The 23977-nt window shown below is 62.7% G+C and carries 18 protein-coding genes and 1 pseudogene; 13 read left to right on the top strand and 6 right to left on the bottom strand.

Going from position 1 to position 23977, the window contains the following annotated elements:
- Positions 1 to 71 precede the first annotated feature (71 nt).
- Both pncB and gcvA read right to left on the bottom strand, forming a co-directional pair.
- Positions 72 to 1376, bottom strand: a complete 1305-nt coding sequence (gene pncB / locus AC04SF_RS13520; protein ID WP_096452508.1) for a nicotinate phosphoribosyltransferase — start codon at positions 1374 to 1376, stop codon at positions 72 to 74.
- A gap of 135 nt (positions 1377 to 1511) precedes the next feature.
- Positions 1512 to 2486 (bottom strand): transcriptional regulator GcvA, encoded by a 975-nt coding sequence (gene gcvA / locus AC04SF_RS13515; protein ID WP_488478201.1) that lies wholly within the window; start codon positions 2484 to 2486, stop codon positions 1512 to 1514.
- Positions 2487 to 2695: 209 nt separating this feature from the next.
- Between gcvA and speB the strand changes: the two genes are divergently transcribed.
- From speB to AC04SF_RS13480, 7 genes and pseudogenes are all read left to right on the top strand, one after another.
- Positions 2696 to 3757, top strand: a complete 1062-nt coding sequence (speB, locus tag AC04SF_RS13510) for an agmatinase (RefSeq protein WP_096452512.1) — start codon at positions 2696 to 2698, stop codon at positions 3755 to 3757.
- Between the two features lie 81 nt (positions 3758 to 3838).
- Positions 3839 to 4648, top strand: coding sequence for a transporter substrate-binding domain-containing protein (locus AC04SF_RS13505; protein ID WP_488478200.1), 810 nt, complete (start codon positions 3839 to 3841; stop codon positions 4646 to 4648).
- Positions 4649 to 4654: 6 nt separating this feature from the next.
- Positions 4655 to 5311, top strand: coding sequence for an amino acid ABC transporter permease (locus tag AC04SF_RS13500; protein ID WP_202351942.1), 657 nt, complete (start codon positions 4655 to 4657; stop codon positions 5309 to 5311).
- Positions 5308 to 5955 (top strand): amino acid ABC transporter permease, encoded by a 648-nt coding sequence (locus AC04SF_RS13495; protein WP_488478199.1) that lies wholly within the window; start codon positions 5308 to 5310, stop codon positions 5953 to 5955. The genes AC04SF_RS13500 and AC04SF_RS13495 overlap by 4 nt, the downstream gene beginning before the upstream one ends.
- 179 nt (positions 5956 to 6134) lie before the next feature.
- On the top strand, positions 6135 to 6998 hold the full coding sequence (locus AC04SF_RS13490; protein ID WP_488478198.1) for a dienelactone hydrolase family protein: 864 nt from the start codon (positions 6135 to 6137) through the stop codon (positions 6996 to 6998).
- Positions 6999 to 7036: 38 nt separating this feature from the next.
- Positions 7037 to 7270, top strand: a pseudogene (locus AC04SF_RS13485) (amino acid ABC transporter permease); the annotation flags it as partial.
- Between the two features lie 21 nt (positions 7271 to 7291).
- On the top strand, positions 7292 to 9214 hold the full coding sequence (locus AC04SF_RS13480; protein WP_488478197.1) for an adenylate/guanylate cyclase domain-containing protein: 1923 nt from the start codon (positions 7292 to 7294) through the stop codon (positions 9212 to 9214).
- Between the two features lie 91 nt (positions 9215 to 9305).
- Here AC04SF_RS13480 and AC04SF_RS13475 read toward each other — a convergent pair whose 3' ends face one another.
- From AC04SF_RS13475 to AC04SF_RS13460, 4 genes are all read right to left on the bottom strand, one after another.
- Positions 9306 to 10559 carry an adenylate/guanylate cyclase domain-containing protein gene (locus tag AC04SF_RS13475; RefSeq protein ID WP_488478196.1) on the bottom strand — a complete coding sequence of 418 codons (1254 nt, stop codon included), beginning with the start codon at positions 10557 to 10559 and terminating at the stop codon, positions 9306 to 9308.
- A complete protein-coding gene (locus AC04SF_RS13470) occupies positions 10556 to 10945 on the bottom strand; it encodes a response regulator (RefSeq protein WP_202295053.1) in 390 nt (129 codons plus the stop codon). The genes AC04SF_RS13475 and AC04SF_RS13470 overlap by 4 nt, the downstream gene beginning before the upstream one ends.
- Positions 10942 to 15588: a GAF domain-containing protein gene (locus AC04SF_RS13465; RefSeq protein ID WP_488478195.1), complete on the bottom strand. Its 4647-nt coding sequence runs from the start codon at positions 15586 to 15588 to the stop codon at positions 10942 to 10944. Before AC04SF_RS13465 ends, AC04SF_RS13470 begins: the two co-directional genes overlap by 4 nt.
- A gap of 294 nt (positions 15589 to 15882) precedes the next feature.
- A complete protein-coding gene (locus AC04SF_RS13460) occupies positions 15883 to 17286 on the bottom strand; it encodes an MATE family efflux transporter (protein WP_488478194.1) in 1404 nt (467 codons plus the stop codon).
- A gap of 251 nt (positions 17287 to 17537) precedes the next feature.
- On the opposite strand from AC04SF_RS13460, the gene AC04SF_RS13455 reads away from it, so the two are divergent.
- From AC04SF_RS13455 to AC04SF_RS13430, 6 genes are all read left to right on the top strand, one after another.
- Positions 17538 to 18455, top strand: coding sequence for an AraC family transcriptional regulator (locus tag AC04SF_RS13455; RefSeq protein WP_488478193.1), 918 nt, complete (start codon positions 17538 to 17540; stop codon positions 18453 to 18455).
- Positions 18456 to 18697: 242 nt separating this feature from the next.
- The gene (locus AC04SF_RS13450) at positions 18698 to 19972 is read left to right on the top strand and encodes an ABC transporter substrate-binding protein (protein ID WP_488478192.1); all 1275 of its coding nucleotides are present in this window, start codon (positions 18698 to 18700) and stop codon (positions 19970 to 19972) included.
- A gap of 171 nt (positions 19973 to 20143) precedes the next feature.
- Positions 20144 to 21010 (top strand): carbohydrate ABC transporter permease, encoded by an 867-nt coding sequence (locus AC04SF_RS13445; protein ID WP_488478191.1) that lies wholly within the window; start codon positions 20144 to 20146, stop codon positions 21008 to 21010.
- The gene (locus tag AC04SF_RS13440) at positions 21007 to 21819 is read left to right on the top strand and encodes a carbohydrate ABC transporter permease (RefSeq protein ID WP_488478190.1); all 813 of its coding nucleotides are present in this window, start codon (positions 21007 to 21009) and stop codon (positions 21817 to 21819) included. Before AC04SF_RS13445 ends, AC04SF_RS13440 begins: the two co-directional genes overlap by 4 nt.
- Positions 21820 to 21834: 15 nt before the next feature.
- Positions 21835 to 22881 (top strand): NAD(P)-dependent alcohol dehydrogenase, encoded by a 1047-nt coding sequence (locus AC04SF_RS13435; protein WP_488478189.1) that lies wholly within the window; start codon positions 21835 to 21837, stop codon positions 22879 to 22881.
- Positions 22882 to 22883: 2 nt separating this feature from the next.
- On the top strand, positions 22884 to 23969 hold the full coding sequence (locus tag AC04SF_RS13430) for an ABC transporter ATP-binding protein (protein ID WP_488478188.1): 1086 nt from the start codon (positions 22884 to 22886) through the stop codon (positions 23967 to 23969).
- Positions 23970 to 23977: the final 8 nt, after the last annotated feature.

The raw sequence follows: 23977 nt of genomic DNA, 5'->3' as shown, positions 1-23977 counted from the left end.
GGGGGCGATGTCCGGCAGGACAGAGGGGGGCGGCAAGGAACTCGACCTATCCAAGAAACCCGCCGATCCCGTCACACCTTGACCAGTTGCTCCACACGATCCTTTTGCCCGAATATCCGAAGATACCGCTCGATCTCTTCCTCGTCCCCCGTCGCCTTGGCGGGGTTGTCGGAAAGCTTCACCGCCGGCCTGCCATTGGCCTCGGTGACCTTGCAGACCAGCGATATGGCATCGAGGCTGTTGGTTTCGATTGGCGCGCAGCCTTCGAAATCATTGGTGAGGTTGGTGCCCCAGCCGAACGACATGCGCACCTTGCCCTTGAAGTGGCGGTAGGTTTCCTCGATGGTTTCCACCTCGAGACCGTCGGAGAAGATCAGCAGCTTCTGCTTGGGGTCCTTGCCCTTCTCGCGCCACCAGGACAGGATCTTCTCGCCGCCCTCAATCGGCGGCGCGCTGTCGGGGCGGAAGCCGGTCCAGTCGGCCACCCAGTCCGGCGCGTCGCGCAGGAAAGAGGCGGTGCCGAAGGCGTCGGGCAGCACGATCAAAAGGTTGCCGCCATAGTAGCGCTGCCAGTCCTGCAGCACCTTGTAGGGAGCCTGTTTCAGCTCCTTCTCCGAAGTGGCCAGTGCCGCAAACACCATCGGCAGTTCATGCGCGTTGGTGCCGAGCGCTTCGAGGTCGTTGTCCATGGCCAGCAGCACGTTGGAGGTGCCAGTGAAGGCCTCGCCGATGCCTTCCTTCAGCGCCTCGACGCACCAGCGCTGCCACAGGAAGGAATGGCGCCGGCGTGTGCCGAAGTCGGAAATGCGGATGCCGGGCAGCGCCTTCAACCGCTCGGTCTTGGCCCACATCTTGGCCTTGGCGCGGGCATAGAGCACATCGAGCGCGAAGGGGCCGAAGGCGCGCATGGCCGCGCGGGATCGCAGTTCGTTGATGATGGCGAGCGCCGGGATCTCCCACAGCGTGGTGTACATCCAGGGACCGGGGAAGGTCAGTTCGTACTGGCCGTCGCGCTTGGACAGTTCGTAGTCCGGCAGCCGGAAACCTTCCAGCCAGGCTAGGAATTCCGGTTCGAAGATCTGCTTGCGGCCGTAGAAATTGTTGCCGCCCAGCCAGATCATCTCCTTTTTCGAGAAGCGCAAGGTGCGGGCATGGTCGAGCTGTTCGCGCAGTTCGCCCTCATCGATCTCGTCGGAAAGGCGCACCGAGGTGGTGCGGTTGATCAGCGAGAAGGTGGCATCGACCTTGGGGTACATGCCCCAGATCATCTGCAGCATCAAAAGCTTGTAGAAATCCGTGTCGAGCAAGCTGCGCACGATCGGATCGAGCTTCCAGGTGTGGTTGTAGACGCGCCGCGCAATATCGGTCTTAGCCATGTTTCAACACCGCCTTCGCTGCCTGCCGTCCACTGTCGCGACAGGCCTCATAGCATCGAATTGGCCGGAACGCTTCCCGCTTTCAGGCTGGCCCGACAAAAAGAGCGGCCTGCGTATGGCCGTGCGCAGCCGGTCTCAGCCCGTGGTCTTTGCGCCGATCACCTTGAGTTGCGGACGCTTGCGGCGGCTGATGATACGGCCGGCGACCGGGGCGTCGGCGCGGCCGTCATCCCCGGCCTTCTCGGCGAACAGCCAGTCGATGAACACCTGCACGATCGGCGTCGTCCGCATTTCGTTGCGGCAGACGACATAGAATTCATCGACCGCCGGTACCGACAGGCTGAACGGGGCGACCAGCATGCCCCTGGCCAGCAACGCGCTTGCGGTGACGGAATCGCCCAGCGCCACGCCATGGCCGTGCACCGCGGCTTCCGTCGCCATGCGCGCGTCGCCCAGATGATGGCGGCGGCCCCTTTCGAGGTCCAGCGCGTCGGCGGCTGCCAGCCAGGTGTGCCATTCGCGGCCGTCATCGCCATGCAGGAAGACATGGTCGGCCAGGTCCCTGACGCTGCGGATCGGCCGGTTGTTGATCAAGGTCGGGCTGACCACGGGAAACAGCTCAAGCCCCGACCATTTTCGCATCCAGCAATCGGCCCAGCTGCCATTGCCATAGTGCACGCAGACATCGATATGCGGCGCACGGATATCCTTGGGATCGTTGGAGGGAATGAGCGTCAGCTGGATGTCGGGATATTGCGCGGTGAAGCTGCCGAGCCTCGGCGTCATCCATAAGAGCAATAAGGCCGGTACGCAGGACACCGACAGCGCGCCGCTGCTGGCCGGCCGCGTCAGTCGCTGCGTGGCGGCGGCGATGCCGTCGAAGGCTGTCGACACCGCCGGCAACAGCTCCGCGCCATGCGGCGTCAGTCTGACCCGCTGGCCGACACGCTCGAACAGCTTGACGCCGAGCGACTGCTCCAGCGCCTTGATCTGGTGGCTGATGGCGCCATGCGTGACATTCAGCTCACCCGCCGCCTTGGTCAGCGAGCCATGACGCGCCGTTGCCTCGAAGGCGCGCAGCGGGTTCAGGGGTGGCAGGCGCTTGGCCATGGATGCTCGACTTTTCTGTGAGATTTTCTCACAGAAAACACCCTAACAATATCAATTGATTTTTCAATGCGGCTGCCGGACACTTCAGCTCGGAACAGCATCAAGACGTGAAATCTGCAGGCAGCCAGCGGGACAGCGACCCGGCCGGATGACGGTCAGTTCGCTCTAGGTCGCCGACGGTCGTACTGCATCAGCCAGGAGGAACGGATATGGGATACGATCGCGGCAAGCTCGACGCGTTGCGTCGCAAATATGGCGAGAGCCATGGCGGCGAGATGTTCGACCCGAAATTCCGCAAGGTCGCCGACAAGATCTTTTCCAAGTCGGGCACCAGGCTGGCGCCCTATTCCGGCATCCCCACCTTCCTCGCTGCGCCCTACCGCGAAATCGCAGCCGAGAATCCCGATTTCGGCGATCTGCAAGTGGCCATCATCGGCGTGCCGATGGACCTTGGCGTCACCAACCGGCCGGGCTCGCGCTTCGGGCCGCGGGCGCTGCGCGCCATCGAGCGCATCGGCCCCTACAATCACGTGCTGGAATGCGCGCCGACGCACGAGCTTCGCGTCGCCGACATTGGCGACACGCCGTTCCGCAGCCGCTACCGGCTGGAAACCAGCCATGAGGACATCGAGCGCCGCACCAACCAGATCGTCGATGCCGGCGTGCTTCCCCTCTCTGTCGGCGGCGACCATTCGATCAGCCATCCGATCCTGAAGGCTGTCGGCAAGAAGGCTCCGGTCGGCCTCATCCACATCGACGCCCATTGCGACACCAGCGGCCTGTTCGACATGACCAAGTTCCACCACGGCGGCCCGTTCCGCAACGCGGTACTCGACGGCGTGCTCGATCCCACGCGCACCATCCAGATCGGCATCCGCGGCTCGGCCGAATACCTCTGGGAGTTCACCTATGAGTCGGGCATGACCGTGGTGCACGCCGAAGAGGTGACCGGGATGGGCATTCCGGCCATCATCGAGAAGGCGCGCAAGATCGTTGGCGATGGGCCGACCTACGTCTCCTTCGACATCGACAGCGTCGATCCGGCTTTCGCGCCGGGCACCGGCACGCCGGAAGTCGGCGGGCTGACCACACGTGAAGTGCTTGAGCTGCTGCGCGGCCTCAAGGGCCTCAACATTGTCGGCGGCGACGTCGTCGAGGTGGCGCCGCAATATGACGCCACAACCAACACCGCGCATGCCGGCGCCCAGGTGCTGTTCGAGATCCTGAGCCTGATGGTGTTCAGCCCGGCCATCACGGGCAAGGGCGCCTGACAGCTGAAACGAAAAGGCTGCCGCCGCGCTGGAGCCGGCGGCCGCCTCAAACAATCAAAAGCTTCCAGAAGGGGAATACCAATGACAATCCACTCGACACTGAAATCATCCATTGCCGCCATCCTGGTGCTCGGCGCCACCGGCCTCGGCATCACCACCCAGGCCGCCAATGCCGACGCGCTGGCCGACATCACCAAGGCCGGCACCATCAATGTCGGCGTCTTCGCCGACTTCCCGCCCTTCTCCTCGGCCAGTGCCGATATGAGCCTCAAGGGCTATGACATGGACGTCGCGCAATACATCGCCGACACGCTCAAGGTGAAGCTCAATCCCGTCGCCGTCACCGGCCAGAACCGCATCCCGTACCTGAACGACCATCGCGTCGACATTCTGATGAGCGTCGGCTACTCGAAGGAGCGCGAGCAGGTCATCGACTTCGCCGCCGCCTACGCGCCCTACTACATCGCGGTGATCGGTCCGGCGGCAATGACGGTCAAAGGCAAGGAAGACCTTGCCGACAAGTCGATCGCCGTCAACCGCGGCACGCTCGAGGACACCTCGCTCACCGAGGCCGCACCCGCCTCGGCCGACATCAAGCGCTTCGACAACTACAATTCGGTCATCCAGGCCTTCATCTCCGGCCAGACCCAACTGATGGTCGTCGGCAACGATGTCGGCGCCCAGGTGCTGGCCAAGCAGGATGCGCTGAAGCCGGAACAGAAATTCCAGCTGCTGACCTCGCCCTCGCATATCGGCCTCAACAAGAACGAGGATGGGTTGAAGAAGGCGGTCAACGACGCCATCGCCAAGATGCTGGCCGACGGCAAGATGGACGAAAGCTCGAAGGCCTGGCTGAAGACGCCACTCAACCCCGACAACCTCAAGGATTGAGTTCCCGTGGCCTTTGCCTGGCTCCCGGGTGCCTTGGGCGACATCGCGCATGGTGCGGTCACGACGATCCTGCTGATCGCCGTGACCACGCTGGCCGGGACGCTGCTCAGCATCCTCGGCGCCGCCGGACGGCGAAACGGCCCCGCGCTGCTCAAGCGGGCCATCGCCTGGTATGTCGAGGTGATGCGCAACACGCCGTTTCTGGTGCAGCTGTTCTTCATCTTCTTCGGCCTGCCCAGCCTCGGCATAAGGCTCGACCCGATCCTGGCCGCCATGCTGGCGATGACGCTCAACATGGCGGCCTATACGATCGAGATCGTCGGCGCCGGCCTTGACGCCGTGCCGGGCGGGCAGACGGAAGCCGCCCTGGCCTTGGGACTCAGGCCCCGCCAGGTGTTCATCAAGATCGTGCTGCCGCAGGCGCTCAAGATCATCTATCCGGCGCTGACCAGCCAGATTGTCATCATGATGCTGGAATCGGCCGTGGTCTCGCAGATCGCGGTGCGCGAGCTGACCTACGAGGCCGACATGCTGCAGGCACGCACCTTCCGGTCCTTCGAGACCTATTTCGTCGTGACGCTGGTCTACCTCGCAATGTCGATGGCCTTGCGCCGGCTTCTGGTCACCGGCGGGCGCCGCGCGCTCGGAGCGGGCGTGTCATGATCGAGTTCACTCTCTGGGACATCGTGCGCAACCTTCTGCTGGCCACACGCTGGACGGTGCTGTTGTCGCTGGCCGCCTTCATCGGCGGCGCGCTGGTCGGCATGGCGGTGCTGTTCTTCCGGATCTCCAAGCATAAATGGAGTCGGCGCCTTGCCTCCGGCTACATCGCCCTGTTCCAGGGTACACCGCTGCTGATGCAGCTGTTCCTGATGTTCTTCGGCCTGCCGATGCTCGGCCTGCGCATCGAGCCATGGACCGCGGCGGTGTTAGGCCTCACCTTCTTCGCCAGCGCCTATCTCGCCGAGATCTGGCGCTCCGGGGTAGACGCGCTGCCATTGGGCCAATGGGACGCCGGCGCCAGCCTCGGCCTGCATTATCTGCAGGAACTCAGGCTGATCATCCTGCCACAGGCGTTCTCGATCACCCGTGCGCCGACGGTCGGTTTCCTGGTACAGCTCATCAAGTCCACCGCACTGACCTCGATCATCGGCTTCGAGGAACTGGTGCGGACCTCCAACGCCATCAACAACGCCACCTTCGAACCGTTCAAGGTCTATGGGCTGGTGGCGCTGATCTTCTTCCTCATGTGCTTCCCGCTGACGCAATATGCCCGTTCACTCGAACGGCGCGCGGCGACCCGCTGAAGCAATTCCAGGAAAAGTGTCAAACGGTTTTCCCGGGAAAAGCGCGTAGCGCTTTCCCTTAGGAATTGCGTCACACAAAAGAGCTTTCCCTCACTTCGCCACGCAAGCGTGATTTGCGGTAAGCCGGTCTGCGCCGCACTGTGAGCATCACGGCTTTCAAGGAAGAGGGGGCTTTGACGATGCAGGCGAAACATCTTGTCGTTCTCGCAGGCCTGTTCGCCCTTGGGCTGGCACAGCCGGCTGCCGCCGCCGGCCAGGCAGCCGATCTCATCCGCATTCCGGCCGATGGCGAGAACGAGCCGGCGACACTGGACGCAATGCTGTTCAAGCCGCAGGGACAGGGGCCGTTTCCGGCGGTCGTGGCCATGCATGGCTGCAGCGGCCTGTGGAGCAGCAAGAACAAGACGGAACTCAGCCCGCGCCATGCCGATTGGGGCCAGCGCCTGGCCGCTCTCGGCTACGTCGTGATCTTTCCGGACAGTTTCGGCTCGCGCGGACTTGGCCCGCAATGCAAGAACGGCGACCGGGAGGTCGAACCCTATCGCGAGCGGGTGGAGGATGCCAACGCCGCCCGCCGCTATCTGCAGACGCTGCCCCATGTGAAGCCCGACGCCATCGCTATGCTCGGCTGGTCGAACGGCGGCTCGACGGTCCTCTACACGGTTCGGCCGAAGGACAGACCGAAGGCTGGTACGCCGGACTTCCGCGCGGCGGTCGCTTTCTACCCGGGCTGCACGGCTCCGGCCGAAAAAGGCGATTGGGCGACCCGTGTGCCGCTGCTGATTGTGATGGGCGACGCGGACGATTGGACTCCGGCCAAGCCGTGCAAGGTGCTGGCGGACGCCAACCCCGACAGCGTCAAGCTCATCCTCTATCCCGGCGCCTATCATGATTTCGACAATGAGGCGCAGCCGCTGCACGAACTGCACGGGCTGGCCTACACGGCCAATGGCGACGGTGTGGCGCACACAGGATTGAATCCGGCGGCCCGTGCGGCGGCGCTCAAGGACGTGCCCGATTTCCTCGCTGTGCTGAAGCAGTAGGGCGACATCAGACCAACCTGATTGTCACCGGGCAACGGGCGCTTCCGATCACCCGCGCGCCGACCGTCGGCTTCCTGGTGCAACTGATCAAATCGACGGCGCTGACCCCGATCATCGGCTTCGAGGAACTGGTGCGGACCTCCAACGCCGTCAACAACGCGACCTTCGAACCGTTCAAGGTCTACAGACTGGCGGCGCTGACCTTCTTCGTCATGTGCTTCCCGCTGATGCGATACGCCCGTTCGATCGAGAAGCAGGCGCCGGTGCGCTGAGTTGAAGGGTTGAAGGTACGAATGGCGGCTTTGCGCCACCGCCTCATGGCAGTCTTTCCCACGATCCCGTCCATTTCACCAAAAGCGGTCATCGCTATTGCAGAGGCCACAGGCAGCTTTGCGCCACAAGCTGACATTGGCTCGCTGCTCCATGCAGCACAATTCCTGAGACGTGATATCTTTCTTGTTCGAAGGGAGGTGATGAACCAAATGCGGAAGATCGCAGCGATTCTGGTTGCGGATGTGGTTGGCTATAGCCGCCTCGCAGAAGCGGATGAGGATCGGACACTTGCGCGGCTGCGGGTTCTGCGGAACGAGTTGCTCGATCCGACGATCGCCGCACACCATGGGCGAGTGGTCAAGCGTACTGGAGACGGCGCTCTCGTGGAGTTCCGCAGCGTTGTCGAGGCCGTGCGTTGCGCTGCTGAGATGCAGGAAGGCATGCTCGAATGGAACACAGGACTGCCTCACGATGAGCGCATTGAATTCCGCATCGGCATCCACGTCGGCGATGTCGTCGAGGAGAGTGACGGAGACCTGATGGGCGACGGAATAAACATCGCCGCCCGCCTGGAAGGCTTGGCGAAGCCGAACGGAATCTGCTTGTCGGGCTCGGCATACGAGCAGGTACGTGAAAAGCTCAAGGAACAGTTTGTCGATCTGGGCGAGCAAACCTTGAAAAACATCGCCAGGCCAGTGCGCGCCTATCACATGCTGTCCGGTGCCGCATCGACGGAACCGGAAGTCGCACGAGGGAGACTAGTCCAGCAAGACAAGCCTTCGATCGCCGTCCTCCCCTTCCAGAACATGAGTGGCGATGTCGAGCAGCAATACCTCTGCGACGGGCTTACAGAGGACCTGATCACGGAGTTTTCACGCTTCCGGCAGATGCAGGTTGCGTCGCGCAATTCGTCCTCCCGCTTCCGCGGAGCCGACGTTGACGTGATACGAGCGGGACGCGAACTCAGCGTGCAGTACCTCGTCGAAGGCAGTGTCCGCCGTATGGGAACGCGCATCCGGATAACGGCCCAATTGATCGATGCTACGACGGGCAATCACGTCTGGGCAGAGCGTTATGACAGTGCGCAAGACCAGATATTCGATGTCCAGGATCGCGTCGTTCGCACTATCGTCGGAACACTTGTAGGACGAATGACAGCCGCGCGCACCGACTTGGTCGTGCGCAAGCCGCCAGCCAGCCTGGCGGCCTATGAATGTGTCCTGCGCGGCGATGCGTTGCCAATGGGTACGCCGGAGATTGAGGCAGAGGCACGGCATTACTTCGAAAGGGCCATCGAACTCGACCCCAGCTACGCTCGTGCCTACGCATTATTGTCGTCAGCTATCGAGCGAGAGTGGCTTCTCGATATGAGTGATTCGAACCGCTTGCGCGACGAGGCGTTCGAGATGGCGCGGAAAGCCGTCGCGCTCGATGAAAACGACCATCTTTGCCAACTAGTAATGGCTTGGGCACAGGTCGATCGCGGCGCCTACGAAGTGGGTGAACAGCATTTCGCCAAGGCCATTTCGCTAAATCCAAACCATCCGGTCAATCACACCGACTTGGCGATGTTCTATAATTATCGCGGCGAAACCGAGAGAGCCATTGAGGGGATGCTGGAGGCGAAGCGCCTCGACCCATTTTTCAACCCTTCTTGGTATTGGGGCGAACTCGCCGCCGTCTACTTCAACGCGCGCCGCTATGACGACGCCATTGCCAACATGCGCCGATCAAGTTCTTTGTCGTTCTCGAAACAGGTTTGGTTCGCCGCAAGCTACGCAATGGCTGGCAAGCCCGATCTTGCGAGAGAATGCGTTGCTGGTTTGCTGCGCCGGATCCCAGAATTCTCCACTGCCAGATACGTGGCCAAGGAGCCGCTGTTTCGCATCGAAGACCGCCAGCATCTAGCTGAAGGCATGCGCAAAGCAGGCTTGCCGGAATGACCGCTTTGGGTCAGGCCAAGGCATCAGTTCTTCTCACAGTTCCGCTATCGGCGACGAGGCTTGACGGTCGCGGTCGCGACTGGCGCAAAGATCAGTCGAGGCTGATCCGCGTTCCCTTGGCGCCGTTGAGCAGCCGCTTGAGATGGAAGCTGGCGAGCTCGTCGTCCGGACATTTGCCGATATGCGCGGCGAAAGCCGTAAGCGCGTTTGCCTCGCCGGCCTCCAATCTGCCAAAGGCTTCAAGATAGCTGGCCGTCGAAGGATCATCATACTGCTTTGACGACAAAGGCTCGAACGCGCGCAGCGCCTCGGCCCTGCCGCGCAGCATCAGATCGCCGACCGGCCGTCCGCGGAAGCCGTCGACCCTTGCAGCGGCGCTCGCGCTGACGCAGATACGCGTGCCCAGCTGCTTGTTGGCGCTTTCCAGCCGCGCCGCTATATTGATGGTGTCGCCATAGGCCGTGTAGTCGAAGAAGCGGCCTCCGCCGAAATTTCCGACCAACGCCGGACCTGCATGGACGCCGATGCGGGTCGTACCGACCGCGACGCCCTTGTCGCGCCAGCTATCGCGGAACGATTGCGACAGCGCGTCGAGCTCGAACGCGCAGGCAACCGCGCGTGCCGCATGGTCCTGCTGCTCGCCAGGCGCGCCGAACAGCACATGCAGCGCATCGCCGACGATCTTGGCGACGGTGCCTTCATGCGCGAACACGACGTCGGTCATGCCAGCCAAATAGTCGTTGAGGAGCGCGCCAAGCGTGGCAGGGTCGATCGTTTCCACCAGCGTGGTGAAGCTGGTAATGTCGGTGAATAGCGAGGCGACCTCGCGCCACTGCCCGGCCAGCGCCGACCCGTCCGCGTCGCCGGCCAGCCGCTCGGCCAGATTGGGCGAGAAGTAGCGCGACAGCGATGCATGCGCGCGCTCCGCGACCGCTTGCCGCCTATGCGCCTCGTGCAGCACCTCGCGATGCTTCAAGGTCTTGGCGATCGTGGTCTCCAGGTCGGCAAAGTCGATCGGCTTAGTGATGAAGTCGAAGGCGCCGCGGTTCATCGCAGTGCGGATGTTGGCCATGTCACCGTAAGCGGAGACGATGACCGTCGAGAGCTGCTGCCCCTCGGCCTGCTGCAGCTTCTCCAACAGCGACAGGCCGTCCATGCGGGGCATGTTGATGTCGCAAAGCACCATGTCGATGTCGCTGTTGCCGTCGATGACGGACAGGGCGTCCACACCATCGCTGGCGAACAGGAAAATGACCGCGCCGTCGCGGATCTGACGCCGGAACTTTTGGACGATCAAGACCTCAAGGTCGGGCTCGTCGTCAACCACAAGAATGCGCGCCGTCACGCCACCATTCCCAGCCGTGTTTCGATCTGTTGCCTGAGCGCCGCAAAGTCGATCGGCTTGGTCAGCAGCGCTTCGGCGCCGTCCTCCAACACCTTGCGCTTGGTTTCGGCGTCGCCATAAGCGGTGATCATGATGACCGGGACGTCTGGCCGCTGCACCTTGATCTTCGGCAGGAGCTCGAGCCCGCTCATGCCGGGCATGTTGATGTCGGACAGCACCAGGATCAGTGTCACCCCTTCGGCGTGGTCTATCTGCTCCAACGCATCTACCGCCGATTGCGCGAACTCCATGGTGAAGCGGCTGGCTCGGATGTCGCGGCGGAACTGCTGGCGAAACAGCGGCTCGACGTCGGGCTCGTCGTCGACGACCAGGATGAGGAGGCTCATTCTTCACCTCCCGATTTTGCGAGCGAGGCCGCAGCGCGCGGCAGCACAATCCGAAACTCGGTGAACTCGCCTGGCTGGCTGATGACGTCGATCGTGCCGGCATGCTGTTTGACGACGATGTCGTGGCTGAGCGACAGGCCGAGCCCGGTACCCTCGCCGGCTGGCTTGGTCGTGAAGAATGGATTGAACATCTTCTCCTTCACCTCCGGCGGAATGCCGGTGCCGTTGTCGCGGATCCTGATTTCGACACGGTCGCCGAGACTCATGGTGGTGGCGGAGAGCGTCGGCTCATAGCCCGGACCATTTGCCGCGGCGCTGCGCTTGGCTGTTGCATAAAAGCCGTTGGAGATGAGGTTGAGAAGCACCCGCGTGATCTCCTGCGGGTAGAGATCGACATCCCCCGCCTGCGGGTCGAAATTCCGCGTCAGCGTGACGTTGAATCCCGGCTTTTCGGCGCGCGCCCCGTGATAGGCAAGGTTCAGGCTCTCCTCCACGATGGCATTGATGTCAATCGGACGATGCTCTCCTGAACCCGCGCGCGAATGCAGCAGCATGTTTCTGACAATGGAATCGGCCCGCTTTCCGTGCTGGACCACCTTGTCGAGATTGCTCTTGAGAATGGCTATCAGCTCGCCGACCTCTTCGCGCACGGATGCCTCCAAAGGCGCTCCGGCCAGCACACTGTTCAAATCATCGATGAGTTCGCCGGAGAGCGCTGAGAAGTTGTTGACAAAGTTGAGCGGGTTCTTGATCTCGTGGGCGATACCGGCGGTCAACTGGCCGAGTGAGGCGAGCTTCTCCGTTTGCACGAGGCGGTCCTGCGCGGTCCTTAGATCTTCGAGCGAGCGTGACAATTCGTGGGTACGCTCCTCCACCTCGTCGAACAGCCGAACGTTTTCGATCGCTATGCCGGACTGGTCGGCAAACGTCTCGACGAGCTCGATCTGCCTCGGCGTGAAGTCCCGCACCCGTGACCGCGTCAGCGCGAACACGCCGACCGGCGCGCCTTCGCGCAAGATTGGAACGCATAGAATGGTCCGGTAACCGCCGAGCTTCTGAAGCTGCGTTGCCCCGTAGTCCGGGTCGGCGAGCACGTCCGAAACGTGGACGGCGCGGGCTTCGAGGGCCACCCTTCCGGTGACGCTGTCGCGACCGGCGGCGAAGGGATTGGCTTTGGCGAAAGCCGCGGCTTCGGGCAAATTGCCGTACTCGGCCGACCACCGGTAGAGATCGCCATCACGCTTGAAGATGACGCTCGTGTCCGCGTCGCACAGCTTGGCCGCTGATTCTGCCAGCGTGTCGAGAACCGGCTGCAGGTCGAATGTGGAACGGCTGATCGCCTTCAGAACATCCGCCGTTGCCGTCTGCAGCTGCAGCGATTCGCTCAATTCCGCCGTGCGGGCCTGCACCTCGTCGAACAGACGGACATTTTCGATGGCGATCACTGCCTGGTCGGCAAAGGTTTCGACGAGTTCGATCTGCCTTTCGGTGAAGGGCCGCACCGTCGAGCGGGTGAGTGAGAAAACGCCGATTGGAACCCCCTCGCGCAGCAGCGGCACGGCCAGCACCGTGCGGTATCCGCCAAGCCGCTGTCCTTCCCACAGCGTGTAGTCGGCGTCAGCCAGCACGTCTGGAATCTGGACGGCCTTGCCTTCGAGCAGGACTCGGCCGACCCCGGTGCCGCGCCCCGGGACGTGCACAAAACCGCTGAAATATTCCTCGAGATCGGCCGGATAGCCGTAACTCGCAGCCTCGACGAATTTGCCGTCCGTCTCACGCACGATCGAGGCGTTGTCCGCTTCGCACAGCCGGGTTACCGATGCGGCCAGAGCGTCGAGCACTGCCCGGAGGTCGAACGTCGAACGGCTGATCGCCTTTAGCACATCCGCAGTCGCCGTTTGCTGCTGCAGTGACTCGCTCAGTTCCGCCGTGCGTGCCTGTACCTCTTCAAACAGGCGCACATTCTCGATGGCGATCACCGCCTGATCGGCAAAGGTCTGGACAAGTTCGATCTGGCTATCGGTGAAGGGCCCGGGTTCGGGCCGCGTCATTGCGAAGACGCCAATTACCGATCCTTCGCGCATGAGCGGTACACAGAGCACAGCCGAATATCCTCCGAGGCGCGGAGCATCGGGAAGGCCATGTTCGGTGTCCTTGGTAACATCTGGAATATGGACGACTGCCTTGTCGAGTGCTGTTCGGCCGACCCAGGATTGTCGGCTGATCGGGCTCGGATTCGCCTCTTCATACGCGCGATACTCCGGGGTTTGGTCGTAGCCTGCCGCAAGCCGGAAGACATCGCCGTCCCGCATAAAGATGCCAGACGTTTTCGCACCGCAGAGCCTCACAGCAGAATCGATAAGTGTCTGCAGGACGCTCTGCAGGTCGAATGCGGAGCGGCTTATGACCTTGAGCACATCCGCAGTCGCAATCTGCTGCTGTAATGCTTCACCAAGCTCGGCGGTGCGAGCCTGCACCTCTTCGAAGAGCCGCACATTGCCGATTGCGATGACGGCCTGGTTGGCGAAAGTTTTGAGAAGGCCAATTTGGCTGTCGCTAAAGGCCCGCGCCTCGATGCGCCGGATCATAAGCGCTCCAATTGCTTTTCCTTCCTGCAACAGCGGCGTGGCGAGAATCGCGCGAAAACCAAGAAGTTGAGCCATCATTCGGGCGCTTGCAAACTCCTCTCCAGCGATGGTCAAGTCGGGAACGTGGACTGGCACCCGATCCAATACGGCGCGGCCGGTAACGATGTCGCGCGCGACCGGCAAGCCAGTGCCGTCAATCGGAATCGGTCCGTGATGCGCTCCCACAGCCAGCCTATCGGAGCGCAGCAGATAGATCGTTGCGTCATAGGCGTCGCAGAGCCGAGCGGCTCGTTCAGCGACGGCGTCCAGCACAGGCTGGATGTCCGTAGGAGACCCGGCGATCACTTGCAAAATCGCGCCGGTGGCCATCTGCTGTTCCAGCGACTCGGCTAGTTCGCGGTTGCGGGACTCCACCTCTTCGAACAGCCGCACGTTCTCGATCGCGATGACCGCCTGATCCGAAAATGTCTGCACCAGTTCGATTTCGCGCGTACTGAACGGCGAGACTGACGAACGGGCGAGGACGAAGACGCCGGTCACGGTGTCGTCACGCATCAGCGGAACGCCCAGCAGGGTGCGGAAGCCGCCGAGCCGCTGGCCTTCGATGTTGGTATACTCCGGATCGTCGAGAACGTCGGCGATCTGTTCTACGGACCCGCTCTGGGCAACACGGGCGGCAATGCTGCCCCGGCCCGGCGTGACCGGGAGGTTATTCATGTGGTCCTGGAATTCTTGGCTCCATCCGATCTGTACCGTCGGCTGCAACACCTCGCCCTGGCGAAGATAGATGTAGCCCATCCCGGAATGACAGAGGTCGGACGCGGACTTCACCAGCGTATGCAGCACGGAATCGAGATCGAACACCGAACTGCTGATCGTCTTCAACACTTCGGCCGTCGCCGTCTGCTGATCCAGCGACTCGGCCAGTTCACGATTGTGCCCCTCGACTTTCTCGATCAGCCGGGCATTCTCGATTGCGATCACGGCCTGGTCGGCGAAGCTCTCGACCAGTTCGACTTGACGCGGTGAAAATAGCCCGATCGTCCGCCGCCCCAAGCCGAATACGCCTATGGTCTCCTGACCCCGCTTCAGCGGAACAGAAAGTACTCCGCGGAAACTGCCCATGACTGCCGCTTCCGGCCTTTCGTATTCCGGGTCTTCAAGCGCGTCCGCCACGTGGATCGTCAATCCCTCCAGGGCGGCGCGGCCCTGGAACGTCCCTCGTCCCACGACATGTGGGTTGGCTCGTTCGTATGCTTGCAGCTCGGCACCTTGCCCACCGCCTGCCATGAACCGCAACGTATCGCCAACGCGCAACGTGATTGCGCCCATGTCCGCCCCGGCCAGGCGTATTGCCGAGTCGACCAGCGTCTGCAGTACCGGTTGAAGATCGAAGGCCGACCTGCTGATTGCCTTGAGCACATCGGCGGTCGCGGTCTGCTGCTCCAGCGCCTCGGCGAGATCGCGCGTGCGCGCTTGCACCTCGTCGAACAGGCGGACATTTTCGATGGCGATTACGGCCTGGTCGGCGAAGGTCTTGAGTAGCTCGACCTGCTTTTCGCTGAACGGTCTGACCTCCGTTCGCCGAATGACTAGCGCTCCAATGGCCTCGTCCTCACGCAGCAAAGGGGTGGCGAGAATTGTCCGGTGACCAAGCCGCAGCGCCATCGATCGGCCTGCAGGGAACTCGCCCTCCAGGGCGAGTAGATCATGCACGTGGACCGGCCTGCGATCGATCACGGCGCGGCCGGTGACCCACTCCCGCGTGATCGGAAAAGTGGCGAAGTCGATGGGGATCGGCCCGTGGTGTGCGCCAATGGCGAGCGATTCGCCTTGCCGCAGAAAGATCGCCGCGTCATAGGCGTCGCAGAGTTGTGCGGCGTTTTCGGCGACCGCATTCAGGACCGGTTGGATGTCGGTCGGCGATGCGGCAATCACCCTGAGGATCGCACTCGTCGCTGTCTGCTGTTCAAGGAGACTGGCGACCTCCGCGGTGCGCACCTGATTTTCTTCGCGCGCCGCTGTCAACTCGGTTCGGAGCGAGCTGATAGTCATCTCAGAGTCGGAGTCGGGCCCTCCCACTGAGGTGCTCCTGTCTTTCTCTGCTCAGTGTCGGCTTTGGCCAGCCTAGCGTCAACTTTGGTGACCTGCAACGTCCGTTTGTGACGCAGCGCGGCCTTGGTGATGCACCTGAGGGTCGGATTTCGGAGCTATTGCAGATAAGGGAATACGTCCGAGATGGTATCGTAGGCCGAGTGCCCGCTTCTTCGCACCTTGACCTAAAACCAGTCGGCCAGCTTCCGGCCATATTGAGACGTTCACTGCCGCCGCACCGGCGACCGCTTCGCTTCAATGCCCAAACACCAGCGGCGGCGCGATGCGGTCGCGGCGCAGCCAGCGCGCCAGGAGCAGGGCCGCCACCACCGCCAACCCTGTCGAGAGGCCCATCCAGATGCCGACGCCGTGGAAGCCGAAATGGAAGGCGAGCAGCACGCCGAGCGGCAGGCCGACGCCCCAATAGCCGATCGCGGCATAGATCATCGGCACCTTGGTGTCGTGCAGGCCGCGCAGCATGCCGGCGGCGACCGCCTGCGCGCCGTCGAAGACCTGGAAAAGCGCTGCAAACAACAGGAACGACACGGCGAGCGCGATCACCCGGGCATTGGCCGGGTTGGCGAGATCGATGAAGGCGCTGATCAGCAGATGCGGCCACAGGACCATCACCAGCCCCATCAGCGCCATGAAGGAGACGCCGATGACGAAGGCGGTCCAGCCGGCTCGCGACACGCCTTCCGGATTGCCGGCGCCATGTGCAAGCCCGACGCGCACCGTCACCGCCTGGTTGAGGCCAAGCGGCACCATGAAGGAGATCGAGGCGATCTGGATGGCGATCGCATGCGCGGCCAGCGAATCCGCATCGATCAGGCCCATCAGCAGCGCGGCCGCGTTGAAGATCGTCACCTCGAAAGCCAGGATACCGGCGATCGGCAGGCCGAGCCGCAGCAGCCCCTTGAAGCGCGGCCAGTCGGACCGCCAGAAGCGGCCGAACAGGTGGTAGCGCCGGAACTTCTTCTCCAGCATCACCACGACAGCCATGCCGACGAACATCAGCGTGCTGGACAGCGATGTGGCGAGGCCCGAGCCGGCGATACCCATGGCCGGTACACCGAGATTGCCGAACATGAACACCCAGTTGAAGACGGCATTGCAGGCAACGGCGACGAAGACGATGGCCAGCGCCCAGCCCGGCCGTTCCAGTGCTGAAATGAACGAGCGCAGCACGATATAGCCATAGAAAGGCAACACCGCCCATTCCAGCCAGCGCAGATAGATGCCGGCCTGGTGCGCCAGTGCCGGCTCCTGGCCCATGGCCAGCAGAATAGTCTCGCCGTGCCAGAGCACGATCCAGATCGGGATCGAGATCAGGATCGCCAGCCACAGACCCTGGCGCACGGTGCGGCGCAAATCGCGCACCGAATGGCGGCGGCGGCCAAGCTCGGTCGCGATCATCGGCGAGGTTGCCAGCATCAGGCCAAGGCCGAAGATCAGTGGCATGAAATAGAGGTTGGCGCCAAGCGCGCCGCTGGCCAGTGTATCCGCTCCAAGGCGTCCCATCATCATGACGTCGGTGGCCGTCATCGCGGTCTGGCCGAGATTGGTCAGCACCATCGGCCAGGCCAGCGCCAGCGTCGCCCTGATTTCCTGACGCCAAAGATTTTCCGGCGCGCGAGCGCCGGCTTCGATCGCAGACATTGTTCCGCTCTTTCCAGATACGGCACGTCGGCAAAGGGCCGGAAGCCGCATGTCAAACGGCAAAACCTTCGGTTTCGCGGCGTTTGCGTCAGCTTTTGGACGAAACGCTACATGAAGGCAAGGGAGGAGGAACGGGCACCGATTGAGCCAGCGCCCTTCCAGGGGGGCCGTTGCCGCGTTCCCTTGCCGGCCGTGGGCTGTTACGGATTGCCTTGGAGATCGGCAGTGAGCGAACCCGCCGGGAGGAGTGGATGGCGTTCAGACAGCGAAAGAACCCGGCCGCGATCCCGCGGACAGCGCCGGCCTTCGAACATATCGTCACCGAGGCGAGCGACAGCTTTCTGTGGCGCCTCGACGACTATCCCTGGGAACGCAATGTCTGGAACTTCCACCCGGAGTATGAAATCCACCTGCTGCGAAAATCCTCTGGCGTTGCGCTGGTAGGTGATCACATCGGCGAGTTCGGCCCGGGCTATCTCTCTATTGTCGGCGGGGGGCTGCCGCATGACTGGGTGACGGCGGTACAGCCGGGCGAGCTGATCGAAGGCCGCGACATCGTCCTGCAATTCGATGCGCAGCGGCTGCGCGGCTCGGCGGGCCTGCTGCCGGAATTGCGCGAATTAGAGCCGTTCCTCGAGCGGTCGTTGCGCGGCATGGTCTTTCACGGGCGCACCGCACTGGATGGCGCGGCGCTGATGGAGCGGATGGGAACGGTGCATGGGCTCGCCCGCCTCTGCCTGTTCCTCGAACTGGTCGACCTCCTGGCCAGGACCGACGAATGCGAGCTCTTGTCGTCGCCGGATTTCTCGCCGGCTCTCGACGCCGCCTCGCTCGACATCATCCAGCGCACGCTGACCTATCTGTTCCAGCATTTCGCCGAGGATCTGAAGCTGCCTGACGTGGCCGAACGCGCCGGGATGACCGAGAGCACATTCTCGCGCTTCTTCCAGAAGAACACCGGCAACTCGTTCAGCGACCACCTCGCCAAGCTCCGGCTCTGGCAGGCCTGCAAGCTCCTGGCCGACACAGATGTCGCGATCACTGACATCTGTTTCCAGGTCGGCTATATGAATATTTCCAACTTTAACCGCGCCTTCCTGCGCAAGCACAAGATGACGCCGTCCTCCTATCGCAAACTGTCGCGCCGACGGCTGGCGATGCGCGCTTAAGCGCCCCCTAAAATCAACGGCTTAGGCAGGATCGATACTCGTGTGAAGGAGTTCGCCACGAGGTGCCGGATTTTGCGCTGCACAATGCATAAAAGTACAGGTTTGCTGCAACGGGGCTTCTAGCTTGGCCCATCGCAACTCCGCATTTTGGCGATGGGTGGCATGTCACTCGGGCGATGGTGAGGATCGCATAACCCGAGGACGCGCGCTTCCTGCGACATATTCCTGGAGGAGAAAAGATCATGAAACCAGTTAGGCTCGCTGCCAGCCTTGGCGCAGCTTTCGTGCTTTCCGCTACAGTTTCAACCATCGCCCTGGCACAGGCGCCGGTCTGCTCGGCCCCGGTCAAAGTGCTGGCGCAGCCACGCGACGGCCTGACGCTTCTGGAGGACTCCAAGGCCGAGTTCCAGAAGCTCTCCGGCGCCGGCTTCCAGATCGACTATCTCAACGAAAACGACCGCCGGGCAAAATCACGCGCCGATGCGTCCACCGTCGGCAACTACAATGTCTACTATGTCGACGAAGCCAATGTCGCGCTGTTTGCCTCGTCGAAATGGATCGTGCCGCTGACCGATTATTATCCGGCTGACTATGACTATGCCGACTTCGATCCCGGCCGCCAGAAGGTCGCGACCTATGACGGCAAGGTCTGGTTCGCGCCGCTGACCGGCGGCGGCGACCTGATGGTCTACCGCAAGGACGTGCTCGAAGCCGCTGGCATCCAGCCGCCCAAGACGCTGGACGAACTGATCGCCGACGTTCCGAAGCTGACCAATCCGGACAAGGGCATGTATGGCATCGCGCTGCGCGGTGCACGCGGTTCGGGCGCCAATGTCTGGCGCTGGATGCCTTTCTTCAAGGCCTATGGCGGCCAGTGGTTCGACGGCGACAAGCCGGTCTTCAATTCGGACGCCGCCGTCAAGGCGACCGAGACGTACCTCAAGCTGTTCAAGGATTCGGCCCCCGGCACGCAGACCGGCAGCTGGGATGAATCGACCGGCGCCTTCCTGTCGGGCCAGGTCGCCATCCTCGTCGAATCGACGCCGCTGTCGGGCATGGCGGTCGACCCGAAGACTTCGCAAGTGGTCGGCAAGATCGGCTTCCTGCCGCCGCCCTCGCCGCTGCCCGGCGGCGGCTACGGCCATGGCCTTGCCATTGCGGCGAAGGCCAATGCCGACGACGCCTCGAAGAAATGCGCCGGTCTGTTCATCGCCTGGGCGACGTCGAAGGAAAATGAGAAGCGCCGGCTCGACGCCCACCAGTTCGGCGAGCTGAACCGCACCAGCATCCTGTCCAGCAAGGAATTCGCCGACATCTACGGCGCCGACCTCGGTCAGGCTTTGGCCGAGACCGGCAAGGTGACGGCGGTCAACTTCTGGCAGGATCCGCGCTGGCCCGATCTCGGCGACCGCTGGGGCATCATCCTCGAGGAACTGGTGACCGGCACCCGCACCGACATCAAGGGCGGCCTGAACGAGCTCGAGGCCTATGCCAACGAGCTGGCGAAGAAGAAATAGAGCCATCGTCCGCGGCATTGCCTGCAATGCCGGGACCTGCGCGCCACGGGGACTTTGCTCCCTAGAGCAATTCCAGGAAAAGTGTGATCGGTTTTCCGTCCGGAATTGCGTCAAAACAAAGAGTTAGAAATCATGCCGACACGATCGAGACGCAAGCGAGGATAGATGCCGATGGCCCGACGCACGTCGCTCCCAGTCACCTTCGTCGCTCCGACCATCGCCATCCTTCTGGTGCTGTCGATGGTGCCGACGCTCTACGCCATTGTCATCGCCCTGCAGAATCGCGAGTTGAGCACGCCTGACTATTCCTGGGTCTGGCTTTCGAACTTCGCCGACCTGTTCCTCGACCGCCGTTTCCTTAATGCGGTCTGGGTGTCGGTGAAATGGGAGATCGTCACCGTTGTCGCGACCATGGTGGTGGCGATCGGGCTCGGCGTGCTGATGTTCGAGGTCGCCGGCCCACGCCGGCGCAATGTCTACTGCCTGCTGTTCATCATCCCGGTGCTGTTGCCCCGCGTCTCGGCGGCCTTCGTCTGGAAGTTCGCCTATCACCCGCTCTACGGCATCGCCACCTATCCCTACCGAATGCTCACCGGCGGGCTGATCTTCGACCCGCTGTCCAAGCCGGCGACGGCCTTGTTCGCCGTCGCTTCGGTCGATGTCTGGCAATGGGGGCTGTTCTTCGCCGTCATCGTGCTGAAGCTGCTCGAAACCCTGCCGCCGCAGCCGATCGAGGCGGCGCGGCTCGACCACGCCAAACGCTGGCAGATCCATGCGTATGTCACCTTGCCGATGCTGAAGGCGCCATTGATCAGCCTGATGTTCGTCAAGATGATCGAATCGCTGCGCTCCTTCGACCTCATCTATGTGATGACCCGCGGCGGACCGGGCGTGGCCACCGAAACGCTCGATATGTACGCCTTCTCGCAAGGCTTCATCGAGTCCGGCAAGGTCTCCTACGCCTCGGCCATGGCCGTGCTGATGATGATCGCCACCGTCATCACCTTCACCATGCTGTGGAAGCGGGTGCAGGCATGAGGCCGGGCCGGCTGATCGGCAGGATCGTGCTGGCATTTGCCGGCTTCATGGCGGTGTTTCCGCTGCTGTGGACCGCGCTCAATGCGCTGAAGAACAATGTCGACATCATCACCCGCGTGCCGCGCCTGGTGTTCACGCCGACATGGGCCAACATCAGCTACATCCTCGGCCGCGACAGCGTGCTCACCGGGCTCTACAACTCGGTCGTCGCTTGCGGCTCGGCCGTGCTGATCGGTGTCGTGCTCGGCCTGCCCGCGGCGTACGCGGTGGCCCGCTATCCCAACCGCTGGGCCGGCGACATCCAGTTCTTCGTGCTGTCGCTGCGCTTCCTGCCGCCTGTGGCGGTGGCCATCCCGCTGATGGTGATCTGGCTGCAGGTCGGCCTCTACGACACTTTGCCGGCGCTGATCATCACCTATTCGCTGCTCACCATCTCGGTGATCATGTGGCTCGCCATCCCCGCCTTCCAAAGCGTGCCGAAGGAGATCGAGGAAGCCGCCTTCGTCGACGGCTATGGTGCCTATTCGGTGTTCTGGCGCATCGCGTTGCCTGTCGCCGCCCGCTCCCTGGCAGGGGCGGTTGCCTTCAGCTTCGTGCTGGTCTGGAACGAGTTCCTGATTGCGCTGATGCTGTCGAGCTCCAACGCCAAGACCTTGCCGATCGTCGCCTCGGAACTCTCCCAGCAAGGCATGAATGTGCCGTGGGGTATTCTCAACGCCTCGGTCGTGCTGCTGTCGCTGCCGCCGCTGCTGTTCCTCGGCGTGCTGAGTGGCTTCCTGAATTCCGTTTTCCGGCAAAAGAAGACTTGATGTGAGGATTTCCCGATGCGGGCACTGGTGCTTGAGAAAAAAGGCGAACTGTCGCTACGCGAGATCGCGTTGCCGCTCGATGTCGGGCCGGACGATGTCAAGATCGCCATCCACACGGTCGGCGTCTGCGGCAGCGACGTGCACTATTACACCCATGGCGCCATCGGCAGCTATGTCGTGCGCGCGCCAATGGTGCTCGGCCACGAAGCCGCGGGAACGGTGATCGAGACCGGCGCCAATGTCGAGACGTTCAAGGTCGGCGACCGCGTCTGCATGGAGCCGGGCGTGCCGAACCTGTCGTCGCGGGCGACAAAGCTCGGCATCTACAATGTCGACCCTGACGTCAGTTTCTGGGCAACGCCGCCGGTGCATGGCGTGCTCGCGCCCTATGCAGTGCATCCCGCCGCCTTCACCTACAAACTGCCGGACAATGTCTCCTTCGCCGAGGGCGCGATGGTCGAGCCCTTTGCCATTGGCATGCAGGCGGCAAGCCGCGCCCGCATCGTTCCGGGCGATGTCGCCGTCGTCGTCGGCTGCGGCCCGATCGGCATCATGATCGCGCTTGCCGCGCTTGCCGGCGGCTGCTCGAAAGTGCTGATTTCCGATTTTTCCGCGCCCAAGCTGAAGATCGCCGCGCAATATGCCGGCATCGTGCCGGTCAATATCGGCGAGCAGTCGCTGGCCGATGCGGTCGCTGCCGCGACCGACAAATGGGGTGCCGACATCGTCTTCGAGGCCAGCGGCAGCCCGAAGGCCTTCGCCAACCTGTTCGACGTCGTGCGGCCCGGCGGCGCGGTAGTGCTGGTCGGGCTGCCGGTGGAGCCGGTGGTCCTCAACGTGCCGGCGGCGATCTCGAAGGAGGTGCGCATCGAGACGGTGTTCCGCTACGCCAACATCTTCGACCGCGCCTTGCAACTGATCGCCTCCGGCAAGGTCGACCTCAAGCCGCTGATCACCGGCACCTATGACTTCTCCGACAGCATCGAGGCATTCGAGCGGGCTGCCCAAGGCAAGCCGGAAGACGTCAAGCTGCAGATCCTGCTCGCTGGCGACAAGGGATAATCATGTCCGCGATTGTTTGCTCCCATGTCGACAAGGCCTACGGCGCCACGTCAGTCATCCGCGACCTCAACCTCAGTATAGAGGAGCATGAATTCGTCGTGTTCCTTGGCCCGTCCGGCTGCGGCAAGTCGACCTTGCTGCGCATGCTGGCGGGGCTGGAGGACATCAGCGGCGGCGAGGTCTCGATCGGCGGCAAGGTGGTCAACGACCTCGATCCGGGTGACCGCGGCATCGCCATGGTGTTCCAGAACTACGCGCTCTATCCGCACATGACGATCTTCGACAACATTGCCTTCGGGCTGCGGCGGCAGAAGGTGCCGGCGGCCGAGATCCAGAAGCGTGTCGAAGCGGTGTCGAGGACGCTCGGACTGGAGCCCTATCTCGGCCGCAAGCCCGCAGAGTTGTCCGGCGGCCAGCAGCAGCGCGTGGCCATTGCCCGTGCCATGATCAAGACGCCGAAAGTGTTCCTGTTCGACGAGCCCCTGTCCAATCTCGACGCCAAGCTGCGCAACCATATGCGCGTCGAGATCGCGCGCCTGCACCAGTCGCTGAAGACCACGACCGTCTACGTCACCCATGATCAGCTGGAGGCGATGACGCTCGCCGACCGCATCGTGCTGCTCAAGGACGGTGTCATCGAGCAGATCGGCGCGCCGGCTGAGATCTATCTGCGGCCCGCCAACATGTTCGTGGCCGGCTTCATCGGCACGCCGAATATGAATTTTGTCGAGGTGACGGTTGGTCGGAAAGGGGACGGCTGGACGCTGACCGGCGCCGGAACGGTGCTTTCGATAGACGGCTCGGCCTTCCATCTCCAGCATGGCGACCGCGCGGTGCTGGGCATCAGGCCACCGGACCTGAAGACAGCCGTCGCCGGCGCCGCGAGCATCCTGCAAGGCACCGCCGATCTCATCGAATTCCACGGCAATGATGCGCTGGTGACATTCGGCTCCGGTGGCAAGGAGATCAGCGCGCTGGTTCCGGCACGCGAATGCCCCGTGCTGAATGCTCCTGTCCGCTACACGTTCGAGGAAGAAAGCATTCATTTGTTCGACGCGACGTCGGGCGCGTCGCTGCGCAAGCAGTAGGCAAAAAG

It is taken from the genome of Mesorhizobium sp. CNPSo 4671, assembly GCF_057784245.1.
The sequence above is the reverse complement of the archived record's forward strand: the minus strand, read 5'-3'. Positions and strand labels throughout refer to the sequence as shown.